Source organism: uncultured Solobacterium sp. (assembly GCF_963517755.1).
GTDB lineage: Bacteria > Bacillota_I > Bacilli_A > Erysipelotrichales > Erysipelotrichaceae > Bulleidia.
Genome location: NZ_CAUQGG010000001.1, coordinates 85,555 through 98,532 on the forward strand (window position 1 = coordinate 85,555; position 12,978 = coordinate 98,532).

General features: G+C 36.4%; 7 protein-coding genes and 1 other annotated feature. Of the genes, 1 reads left to right on the forward strand and 6 read right to left on the reverse strand.

The window, feature by feature from the left end; all coding sequences use genetic code 11:
• The first annotated feature begins 125 nt into the window (after positions 1-125).
• Positions 126-1,811: a proline--tRNA ligase gene (locus tag RWM19_RS00425; RefSeq protein WP_313982570.1), complete on the forward strand. Its 1,686-nt coding sequence runs from the start codon at positions 126-128 to the stop codon at positions 1,809-1,811.
• 40 nt (positions 1,812-1,851) lie between these two features.
• On the opposite strand, the gene RWM19_RS00430 is transcribed toward RWM19_RS00425, so the two are convergent.
• The 6 genes from RWM19_RS00430 to RWM19_RS00455 form a co-directional block, all read right to left on the reverse strand.
• Complete coding sequence (locus RWM19_RS00430; protein WP_294023366.1) at positions 1,852-2,352, reverse strand: PTS glucose transporter subunit IIA; 501 nt, start codon at positions 2,350-2,352, stop codon at positions 1,852-1,854.
• Positions 2,353-2,424: 72 nt separating this feature from the next.
• Entirely contained in the window at positions 2,425-3,279 is an 855-nt protein-coding gene (locus RWM19_RS00435; protein ID WP_313982573.1) for a hypothetical protein, read from the reverse strand.
• Positions 3,279-4,769 carry a PTS transporter subunit EIIC gene (locus tag RWM19_RS00440; RefSeq protein WP_294022129.1) on the reverse strand — a complete coding sequence of 497 codons (1,491 nt, stop codon included), beginning with the start codon at positions 4,767-4,769 and terminating at the stop codon, positions 3,279-3,281. The genes RWM19_RS00435 and RWM19_RS00440 overlap by 1 nt, the downstream gene beginning before the upstream one ends.
• Before the next feature lie 182 nt (positions 4,770-4,951).
• Positions 4,952-6,727 (reverse strand): threonine--tRNA ligase, encoded by a 1,776-nt coding sequence (gene thrS, locus RWM19_RS00445; RefSeq protein ID WP_294022127.1) that lies wholly within the window; start codon positions 6,725-6,727, stop codon positions 4,952-4,954.
• Positions 6,728-6,771: 44 nt separating this feature from the next.
• Positions 6,772-6,970: a binding site (T-box leader), on the reverse strand.
• A gap of 38 nt (positions 6,971-7,008) precedes the next feature.
• Positions 7,009-11,358: a PolC-type DNA polymerase III gene (locus RWM19_RS00450; RefSeq protein WP_313982577.1), complete on the reverse strand. Its 4,350-nt coding sequence runs from the start codon at positions 11,356-11,358 to the stop codon at positions 7,009-7,011.
• Positions 11,359-11,484: 126 nt separating this feature from the next.
• Positions 11,485-12,969 (reverse strand): helicase HerA-like domain-containing protein, encoded by a 1,485-nt coding sequence (locus tag RWM19_RS00455; protein ID WP_313982579.1) that lies wholly within the window; start codon positions 12,967-12,969, stop codon positions 11,485-11,487.
• Between the last annotated feature and the right edge of the window lie 9 nt (positions 12,970-12,978).

Sequence of the window (12,978 nt, forward strand, 5' to 3'; positions counted from 1 at the left end):
TTTCAGATTAATGCATACAAAAAAATCATTCTAACATTCCCAAGATTTCTTAGAATGTTAACTTTAGATAATATTCTATTTAAAGGTAACTATGTTATAATCTTAAGGGTTATAAGAGGTATATTATGCGATTAAAAAACAGTTATTTCTTTACAATTCGCGAGAATGCGAAAGATGAAGATTCAGTAAGTTCAAATCTACTTGTACGTGCTGGCATGATCAAGAAAAGCTCTGCTGGTGTGTATATGATGTTACCAATGGGTAATCGTGTTTTATCTAAAATTTACGCAATTATCCGTGATGAAATGAATAAGATAGATTGCCAAGAATTATCAATGCCTTCATTGATTCCTGAGGAAGTTTATGTATCTTCTGGAAGACGTGCTGGTTTTGGCAAAGGAATGTTTTCGTTAGAAGATCGTAAAGGTGTCCCTTATGTACTAGGTCCAACACATGAAGAATTATTTGCGATGGCTGCTAAGATGCAGATTCGTTCCTACAAAGATATGCCATTTTCCCTCTATCAAATTCAAACAAAGTTCCGTGATGAACCGCGTCCACGTTATGGCTTGATTCGAGTGCGTGAATTTACAATGAAGGACTCTTACACATTTGATAAAGATGAAGCAGGATTAGATATATCTTATGCAAAACAATTTAATGCATATAAGAATATCATGAATCGTCTTCACTTAGATTATCGTATTGTTCGTGCAGATACAGGTGTCATGGGTGGCTTGTTATCAGAAGAATTCCAGGCAATTACTCCACTTGGTGAAGACATCCTTGTATTAAGTGATGATGATAGTTTCGCAAGCAATATTGAAGTCGCACCTTGTGTTCCAGAGATTGCAACGAAGGAAGACACATTAGAAACTCTTACTCTAGTCGAAACACCGCATTCACGTACAATCGAAGAAGTGACAGACTTCCTAAAGAAAGATGTAAAGAAGTTCGTTAAGACATTAATCTATAACGTTGACGGCAAAGCAGTAGCTGTTATGGTACGTGGTGATCGTGATGTTAATGAAACAAAACTACGTAAACTACTAGAGGCTAACTCTGTTGAACTTGCGGATCCTGCAATGGTTATGGCAGCGACTAATGCTGAAATTGGTTTTGCTGGTCCAGTCAATATTCAATGCCCTCTTTATGCAGATGAAGAAGTGCTATACATGTATAACTTTGTGGTAGGTGCAAATAAAACTGGTTACCACTACACAGGAGTAAACCAAAAAGATTTCACTCTTACCGGACATGGGGATTTAAGAAATATCCAAGAAGGAGATAAAAATCCAAATGGTGAAGGAGTTGTACACTTCGCACATGGTATTGAAGTTGGTAATACGTTCAAACTTGGCACAAAATATTCTAAGGCGTTAGACTTACAGTATCTTGATCAAAACAATCAGTTGCAGTATGTTTGGATGGGTTCCTATGGTATTGGCCCTGCTCGTGCAATGGCTGCCCTAGCAGAACAAAATGCCGATGAAAACGGTATTAATTGGCCAAAAGATTTAGCACCTTTCCAAGTAGCTATTGTAATCATTTCCATGAAGGATGAAGAACAAGTTCGCATTGGTAATGAACTACACGATACATTATTAGCCCAAGGCATTGAAGTAGTACTTGATAACCGTGATGAACGTCCAGGTGTTAAATTTAAAGATATGGAATTAATTGGTATTCCTTTTAGAATTACAGTTGGTCGTGGTGTAGCAGATGGCAAGGTTGAATTAAAATCTCGCACTGGTGACGCTATAGAAGTTCCTGTTACAGAAGTTATTGATAAACTAAAAGAATTATTATAAGAAAAAAAGTTCTATACGATTAAACGTATAGAGCCTTTTTTTACTTAATAATGGATTGACCTAATTTTACAGTTGTTGGTTCAATAAATTGAATCGTTTGTGTATTTGCATTTGTTACAACTAACATAGTACTCATATTGTACTTTGCACGTAGTTTCTTTAAATCAACCTCAACAATTGGATCTCCTGCTTTTACACTATCACCCTGTTTCTTGGATAATATTTTAAAACCATCACCATTGGCTTCTACTGTATTTACACCACAATGAACAAGTAATTCCACACCATGCTTAGTAGTAATGCCAAATGCATGTCCTGTAGGGAATAAAACAGATAATTCACCATTTGCTGGAGAACATAGTACAACCTTATCACCATCATATGTAAAGGCAACACTATCCCCCATCATCTTTTCTGCAAATACTGGATCTGGAACAGTTGCAACATCAATTAACTGACCATCCGCAATTGCAACAATCGCATCATCATTCACAATAATATTATTCTTTAATTCTTCTTTCTTCTTGAAAAAATTGAACATAATTTTCTTCTCCTATCATTGACTTCATTATAGTAGTATAGTTTTGTTTCTAGTGTCAACGACATTCAAAATCTATAAAAGATTTCGTAAACTTTCTGGTATCCAGTCAAAACGAGAACTACACAACAATGTTTCATCAAGATGAACACCCATCGGAATATGTCTTTCTGGTTTATGGAAATCGCTTCCACCACTTACATATAATTCATTCTCTTCACAATAATGAAAGAGTTTAACCGATTCCCTCATAGGAATACTTGGATGGAAACATTCCATACCATCTAACTTATCTTTCACTTCATCAATATAGTGATTCTTTCGGAATGCATCATATTCAAAAATATGTGCCAAAAATGCTTTCCCACCAGCACGATGAATCAAGTCAATCGTTTCATCGAACGAAAGATATGTATCCCCTTCATTGATAAAAAACGGACTATCAGGATTTGACAATCCTTGTCTAAAGAATGCTTTATATGTAGGAAAATAACTAACAAACATAGGATTTTTATCAACTAGTTCCTGATACATCACCTTCTTTGAAATTCCTTTTTCAAATGAATTTAATGAAAGTGTATTATTGAAAAGATACCCTTGTCTGCGCGCACATTCTTGAATTCTATTAAATAATAATTTTTCAATACGTTCTAAGTTTTGCTCACTATAAAAATCTTTATACCATGCATTAATAACCGATGGATTAATCCCATAACCTAATATTTCGATAATCTCTCCTTTATAACTTGTGGCAATTTCAGTACCTGGAATGCATGGAAATTGAGTGTAATCAAAACACTCATACGCTAATGCGTGATTATGATCTGTAATACTAAAGGGTTGGATGGAAGATAAATGAAGGGTATCAAGCATCTCTTCAATGCTTAATACCCCATCTGACTTTGTCGTATGAAGATGAAAGTCAAACATTAACCGAATAATTCAGTCACTTTCTCTTCATTCCATCCAAAGAAGTATGTGATGATGAATGCAGCTACAATAGCAGTTACATAACCAACTAAGTAACCTAAAGCGCCACCTTCATTAACAATTAAGAATCCTAAGATACCAGATACACCCTGTGCAACAGAACCTACATGGAATAGGGAAATCATAATACCACCAAAACCAGCGCCTAATGAAGCTGTTAAGAATGGCTTACCTAATGGTAATGTAACACCATACATTAATGGTTCACCAATACCTAAAATACCAGCAGGTACAGAAGCTAGGATAGCTTCAGATAACTTCTTGTGATTCTTCTTAGCTCTTGCAAATAATGCGATAACAGCACCAACTTGTCCTGCACCAGCAACCTGTAAGATTGGTAATAAGTAGTTAACACCATGAGTAGCACCATTTGGATCATTCATAATTGTATGAATTGGAGTGAATGCACGGTGTAAACCAACAGATACTAATGGTAACTGTAATGCGGATAATGCATACGCACCAATGAATCCTAACTTGTTTAATAATACATCAGCTAATGCAAAGATAGCCTTTGTTAACACAGCGCCTAATGGCTGTAAGATAAAGATTGCTAAGAACGCTGTGATAATTAATGAACATAGTGGAGTTAAGATCATATCTAATGTATCAGGAACCCAACTTCTTAACCAACGTTCAACGTGAGCAATTACAATACCACCAAATACAGCTGCTAAGATACCACCAGCAGCAGCGTCAAATGGTGTGCCAGTAATTGGTAAATTGATACCTGCTGCAGGATCGCCAACCTTCATTAATAAAGGCATAGCAGCATTTCCTACGAACATCGCACCCATCATACCGCCAAGAATTGGAGAACCCTTATATTCCTTAGCAGCGTTCATACCAATGTAAATTGGTAAGTAAGCAAATAATGTCCAACCAGCTGTATTAAGTGTTAAATACCACCAAGATTGAGCAATTGCTGGGTCAAGTTGTACTGCAGCGATACCTGGAACTCTGAAGAATAACTTCAATACATTTAAGATACCATAAATTAAACCAGCACCAGCAATACCTGGTAATGCAGGTAAGAAGATATTTGCAAAATGCTTTAAGAATACCTGTACTGGTCCGTTGTGTTTAGCTTGCTGAGCAGCCTTGTTTTCCTTAGCACGTGCCTGTAAGTCGATATCTTTTTCTAAATCTTCATTGTGAACTTCTTTGCGTTCATCAGCAGAGATACCTGTGATTGCGGATACTTCTTCACCAATCTTTGTAACCTTACCAGGTCCAAAAACGATTTGAAGTTCTTCGCCATCAACAGTTCCCATAACACCATCGATCTTCTTGACGCGATCCAAGTCTACTTTAGACTTGTCAGCTAAAGTTAAGTGAAGTCTTGTCATGCATGTTGAGTTTTCCTGAATATTGGATTTACCGCCGACAGCTTCAACAACTTCTTCAGCTATTTTCTTGTAGTTTTCCATGTCTATTCCCTTTCTGAATAACCTGATGTATTTCAGGTGGACTTCATTGCTGAAATCGCTTTCGTTATTAATTGCATTTTAACACAATTTCACAAAATTTTACGAAATTATGGAATTGATGAAATTTTTTTTCATGTTTTGGCAAAGATAAAAGGAATAGAACTTGTCTATTCCCTATAATACTAAGCCTTTTGAATTTCTGGAGCTAAACGCTTCTCATCAATTTCAGCTTTAATTGCAATTAAGAAATCTTCAAGGGACATCTTAGTTTCCTGTCGAGAACCATAGCGACGTAAAGTAATACCATTATTTTCAATTTCACCATCGCCTACTACAACTTCAATCGGAAGTTTATTTGTCTGTGCTTCACGAATACGATAACCTAGTTTCTCATTACGATCATCTAATTCTGTACGCACACCAATTTTGCGTAGTTCCTCAACAACTTTCTTTGCATAGTCACCATGTGCTTCTGGTGATACAGGAATCACAACTGCTTGGCGAGGAGCTAACCATAATGGTAAGATACCCTTCGTTTCTTCGAGTAAGAATGCAACGAAACGATCAATTGATCCTAGAATTGCACGGTGAATGACAACAGGTCTCTTCTTTTCACCGCCGTTTGCGACATACTCTAGTTCAAAACGTTCAGGTAACTGATAATCTAACTGAATTGTAGAAAGTGTTACATCATGACCTAATGCAGAACGTACTTGTACGTCAATCTTAGGACCATAGAATGCAGCTTCACCTTCTGCTTCATAATAAGGAACATTCATTTCCTTTAATACTTCACGTAACTCAGATTCACTTCTTTCCCAAAGTTCATCATTACCAAAATACTTCTCTGTATTTTCCTTATCGCGTAAAGAAAGGCGGAATTCAAACTGATTTAAATTGAAGTCCTTATATACATCTAGAATTAATTCAGTAACTGCTTTAATTTCAGAAGCAATCTGTTCCTCTGTACAGAAAATATGAGAGTCATTCTGTGTAAATGCACGTGAACGTTCAATGCCAGTTAAAGCACCAGAGGCTTCAAAACGGAAGTCGTTTGCAATCTCAGCAATACGAATTGGTAAATCACGATATGAATGCAATTGAGACTTATAAATAATCATATGTTCAGGACAGTTCATAGGACGTAATACAAATTCATCATCGTCACGTGACATAATTGGGAACATATCATCCTTATAGTGTGCAAGATGTCCTGAAATCTTATATAGCTTTGTACTAGCAACAGACGGAGTTAATACATGTTGGTAACCTCTAGCAAGTTCTTTATTCATAATATAGTCTGATAATAAACGTCTAACAGTAAGACCATTTGGTAACCATAATGGCAAACCACCACCGACAATATCTGAGAACATAAAGATTTGCATATCTTTACCTAGTTTACGATGATCTCTTTGTTTAGCATCTTCTAAATCAGCCAAGTGAGAATCAAGTTCTTCTTGGGTTGGTAAACATACACCATAGATACGTTGTAGTACCTTATTATTTTTATCGCCCTTCCAATAAGCACCTGAGTGTTTAATTAACTTAAAGTAACGACAGTTCTTTGTTGTTTCTGTATGTGGACCACGACATAAGTCAGTAAAGTCCCCCTGAGTATACATAGAGATATGTGTACCTTCCGGCATACGGTTGATTAAGTCTATCTTGTACTCATCATCCTTAAACTGCTCTAATGCTTCTTCACGTGTAATCTCTTGGCGAACAATACGCTTATCAGCTTTAGCACACTTCTTCATTTCTTTTTCAATTTTAGGTAGATCTTCATCACGAATGACTTCATCACCTAAATCAATGTCGTAGTAGAAACCTTCTTCTACAACTGGACCAACCCAGAACTTCGCTTGTGGGTATAGATGTTTTACAGCCTGAGCCATTAAATGCGCACAACTATGATTTAACGTATTTAATGCTGCATCTTCTTTAAAATTTCTCATAATCTTCCTCCTTTAATGGGGCAAACAAAAAGCGCCCCTTCCTTTAAAAGGACGCTAATAGCGCGGTACCACCTTAATTCCAACGATAAACGTTGACACTTTATATCTGTAACGTAGAACTACGGTGACTCTTTCGAGCACTGCTCCAAGGTAGTAATACATATATGCATCATATCCCTTCCAGCAAATAGGATACTCTCTATATCAGCACTATACATACCGTGTCCTTTTCAACGCATTTGATATTCAAATTTTAGACCTGCTTGTGAAAAACGTCAAGATTAGAATAAACTCATTTGATTACTTTCTTGTAATCCTTCTAAACAACCCATGTGTGCAAGCTTCACTAACATAGATGAAGAAACCTGTGTACGCTTAAGGATATCTTCTTTTGATAAAAATTCACCCTTTTCACGTGCTTCCTCAATTGATTTTGCTACGTTTACACCTAATCCATCAATAACTGTAAAAGGTGGAATGATTGTCTTTGGGTTATCTGGAGAAACTCTAAACTCCACCGCAAGTGATTTGTATAAATCAACATTAGAAATATTATATCCACGCGCATATAGTTCTTCACAAACTTCTAGTACATCAAACAATGACTTTTCTTTATTTGAAACTGGATTTTCTGGATTACGTTCCGCAATACGTGTACTGATATCATTCATACGTGCACGAATGACATCTATGCCCTTCGCCATTGTTTCAATTTCATAAGTATCACAACGTAATGTTAAATACTGAATATAGAAATTGAGTGGCTCATGTACCTTGTACCATGCAATACGCATAGCCATCATAACATACGCAACTGCGTGGGCTTTTGGAAACATGTACTTAATCTTCTTACAGGATTCAATATACCAATCTGGAACTTGATGCTCAATCATCGATTTCTCCCAAGCTTCGGTTAAACCTTTACCCTTACGTACGGATTCCATAATCTTAAAGGCATCTAATGATTCTAAGTTATGGTCTAGAAGATAAGTCATAATATCATCACGACACCCAATAACTTCATCAATTGTATGCCCTTGACGAATTAATTCTTGTGCATTTCCTGCCCATACATCTGTACCATGTGATAAACCAGAAATAATAACCAAATCAGAGAACTTCTTCGGACGAGTTTCTTCGAGTACTCCACGTGTCGTACGTGTACCAAACTCAGGTAAACCTAGCGCACCTGTTTCCTTCTTATAGATTCTCGTATCTGCTTTTAATGCATCATCACACGAGAATAAAGATAAGGTTTCAGTATCATTCATTGGAATATCCAAAGGTTTTACTGTAGCAATCTTCTGCAATAAACGCATGGCTGTAGGATCGACGTGACCTAAGATATCAAACTTCAAGACATTATCGTGAATATCATGAAAGTCATAGTGTGTAGTCTTCCAAGCAGATGTTGGATCATTTGCTGGATACTGCACTGGTGTAAAATCTTCCGCAATATATTCATGCGGAATAATGATAATACCACCCGGGTGCTGACCTGTTGTACGTTTAACGTTTTGACAACCATGTGCAAGATAATCTTTCATTGGTCTTCGCATGTTGTTAATCTTCATTTTTTCGCAATAACCTTGTACATATCCAAAGGCAGTCTTTTCAGCCACCGTACCAATTGTACCTGCGCGGAATGCATGGTCTTCACCAAATACATCTTTAATAAATGCATGTGCACGCCATTGATATTCATTAGAGAAGTTTAAGTCAATATCCGGCGTCTTATCCGCGTTGAATCCTAAGAAAGTTTGGAATGGGATATTATGTCCATTACCGCGCATCGTTTCACCACAATGCGGACATACCTTATCAGGTAAGTCAAAACCTGATGCAATCGTTGGATCATCAAAAAACTCACTGTAATGACACTTTGGACATAGATAATGAGGACGTAGTGGATTAACTTCTGTAATACCAGACATTGTAGCTGTAAAAGATGAACCTACCGATCCACGTGAACCAACAACGTATCCATCATCATTTGATTTCTTAACCAGTAAATGTGCAATGTAGTAATGTACACCAAATCCATTACGAATAATATTGTCCAATTCACTATTCAAACGGTCAGTTACAATCTCAGGAACTTTACCTTCGAAACCGTACATACGCATTGCAGTATCATGACAAATGTTTCGTAATTTGTCATCAGAGCCTTCAATAACTGGAGGGTATGTTCCAGCTGGAACAGGTCTTACCTCTTCAATTAAATCAAAAATACTATTCGGATTACGTACAACAATTTCCTCGATTAAATCTGGATCATCTAACCAAGCAAATTCATTTTTCATTTCATCTGTTAAACGAATATGTTGGTCAGGATTCTTTGTGCGTAAACGTAACGCTTCATCACGAATATAAAGTGGATGAATTGTACCTCCTACACCCTGTGACATGATATATACATCACGGAATACTTTTTGTTCAGGTGTACAATAATGCGCATCGCTAGTGGCACAGACCGGAATATTTAACTTCTGTGCCATACGAATAATTCGTTTTTGTACTTCTTTTAAACGGTCAACACTAGGAATGCTACCTAATACAATGGAAGTAGAATAGTTACCTAAAGGTTGTAACTCAATGTAATCATAAAGTTTCATCGCTTCTTCTAAGCGAGCATCATCACCATTGCATGCAAGTTCAAATACCTCACCATTCAAGCATGCTGATCCAAGTAATAAATTTTCCCTATACTTTTCAAGCGTAGAGCGCACAACGCGTGGTTCAGCAGCCACGTCAGTACCCTCTTTTCCAGTTGCCTTCCCATTAACAGCTAATGTGTTTGTATTAGACTCTGTAACAAGTTTATATAGCGCAACTAAACCATCATGATTTTTTGCGATAGCACAAACATGACTTCGTCTTACTTTCATAAAAGACTTTGCAGACTGTAACTTGGATTGTAAGTCAGATATCGTCTTTGTTGCAAACTTATCCTTAGCATCCTTTAATAAACACAAGAATACATCTGCTAATGCACCCGCATCAAAATCAGCACGGTGAGCCTCTTCTTCATTGTAATTAACGTGATAGTATCGTGATAAGTTACCTAAACGATATGCTCTACGGTCTGGTAATACAGCACGAGACATATCCAAGGTATCAATTACAACATTGGTTAATGGTTTTCTGCCAATACGACGTAACTCTTCATTTAAGAAATAGTAGTCAAACGTCGCATTATGTGCTACCAATACATCGTCTTTGATATAGTCTAAGATTTCATCAATCGCTTCCGCAAATGGTTTAGCATTTTTCACCATATCATTTGTAATATTTGTTTTTGATGTAATAAATCCAGGAATTGATACTGGAGGCTTAATAAATAACTGTTTACGATCGATAATCGTTGAATTTTTAATACGAACTGCACCAAATTCAATAATGTGGTCAAAATAACAAGATAAACCTGTTGTTTCTAAGTCAAAAGAGATATAAGTTACATCGTCTAGATTTTCATTTGTCGCATTTCGAACAATTGTAAGTTCATCATTTGCAAGATTAAACTCACATCCAAGCCCAACTCTAAACTCTCTATCAGGATCTTTCTTCTTTAGTGATTGCGCTGTATTATACGCTTTTACAAGAGACTGTACATCCGCATGATCTGTAATCGCAATTCCACGATGTCCTAAGTTATATACATAGGTTACGATATCCTTGATATCACAAACACCATCCATTTCCGATAGATTTGAATGCATGTGTAATTCAACACGCTTTGTTTCTGCCGCATCAACAATCTTTGCTTTTTCTAACTTTACAACATTAGACGCAATACAGGTTAAGTCCTTTGCAAAATTATCATAAGAAATCGTTCCATAGACACGAACATAATCACCATCATGAATTGATGAGAGATCCTCTTTCGTTACACCACGCCCTTCAAATCTTTTTACCGCAATCGCATCTGTACCATCAAATATACTAAATGATTGAATTGTTCTACCAGTCTTACGTATTTCAATGTAATCATTTCCAAATACTTCACCTTCGAATTGAATATCTACAATAGGATCATGTACATCAACTAAGCTTATTTTCTCAAAATCATCCATCTTGGTACGCTGGTATTTATAAGTTGGTTTCTCTTGTGGTTTTTCAACTTCTTCACTAACAACCGTTACGCTAACTTCCTTAATTTCATTTTGCATCACTGGAATTAAAGTTTCGGTTAAAACCGTCACACCATGCAAACCAATGGTACCTAAAAAGGACTCTACATGTTCAATATAACTACTTGCACGGTCGCAATCAGACGTACTAGCAAACGCATATTTGATAATGCACTTTTGCGCATCGTACTGGAAAGTACCACTTTCAAGAATGCGCATCTCTGGATTTGCTTGAAAGAAAACATCTAAGTATTTTCGAATCTCAACTTGGTTACAACGAGTCTGTTCTGGCTGTATGAACAATTGGATATTTGAGCCAGTAAGTTTTTTTAATTTATGATGAATTTCTTGGTAACTCTCAAAAGATAATACATTTGGAGTATGTAAGTGTAATTCTAAAAGATTCCGTGCACGAAATAATCGAACTCTCTCAATTTCAATCTCTTCATATAAATCATCTTGATTATCAATCTTCACTAAATCTCTTAAATATTGTGCCATACCTTACTCCTTTTCATCCCCTTATTTTAACATAAAATTACATCTCATTCTTGCTATTCTTAAATAAGAAAACACATAGAATTGACCATAAAGAAAAGTGACTAGAAGTCCTAGCCACTATATCGTTTACTTAAAGAAACCGGATAAGAATTTCTTTGCGGAACGAATTCCAACATTGATTAATTCTGTTTCTGTACGATTACGAATCTTCTTAGCAATACGTCCAGTCCAATCATTTTCTTTATTGCGTTTCGCATCTTCTTTTGCTTGTGCCGCCGCAAGTTTTTCTTGTGCTATTTTCTCTTTCGCAAGACGAACTTCTTCTTCCTCTTGTTCCTTAATAGCATTCATACTCTCAAAGGCACTCTCTGGATCAATATCTTTTTCATATTTACCATAGATAGAATCATGCTGAATTGTCTGCATCACTAGGGTATCATCCGCAATCTGCATCGATGACATTGGAGGTAAGATCATTGTTTCTTCTACTATTGTCGGAGCACCATCTTCATCCAACACAGATACAAGAGCAGTACCCGTCTTCATATTCGTAATACGTTCTGCGGTATCTAAATTGGGATTTGCACGGAAGGAATCAGCAGCTAGCTTAACAGCTTTGATTTCTGTAGGTGTATATGCACGTAATGCATGTTGAATCCGATTGGATAATTGTGCAAGAACTGAATTAGGAACATCGTTTGGAGATTGTGTAATAAAGAATACGCCAACACCCTTTGAACGAACTAACTTAACAATCTGTTCAATCTTATCGAGTAACGCCTTAGGTGCATCCTTGAACAATAAATGCGCTTCATCAAAGAAAAATACAATCTTCGGCTTCTCTACATCACCAACTTCTGGTAAATCCTGATAGATGCGATTTAATAACCATAACAAGAATGTAGCGTATAAAAGTGGATGTTGGAATAACTCTTGGCACTCTAACATATTCATCATACCTAAGCCACCTTCAGTACAGATTAAATCATGGATAGAAAGTGCTGGCATACCAAATAAGTTTGTCCCACCCTGTTGTTCTAACTGTAATAACTTTCTCTGAATACTACCAATACTTTGTTTTGTAACATTACCATATTTCAAAGAAAGCTCACTAGCATGTTCACCAACATAATTTGTCATTGCCTGTAGGTCTTTTAAGTCGATAATATCTAAGTTCATATCTTGCGCAACTTTCAAGATGATTTGAAGGTTACCTTCTTGTGCATCTGTTAATTCCAAAATACGCGCAAGTAATAAGGAATCAAATTCTTCCATGATGGCACGAATTGGATGACCCTTCTTACGATAGACATCAAAGAAATGTACAGGAAACTTACGCACTTCAAAATCAGTGATACCAAGTTTTTCAAGTCTACCAGAAATAACAGATAAATCACCTTCTTGGATCATTCCAGATAAATCGCCCTTAACATCCGCGATGAATGTAGATACACCCATTTGGCTTAATGATTCTGCTATAACCTTCAATGTAACTGTCTTACCAGTACCTGAAGCACCTGCAATTAAACCATGACGGTTTAACATGTTTGGCAATAAGCGAATCTCTTTATCGCCTGCTTTTCCTAATAAAATATAGTTTTCTTTTAACATTTTTTCCTC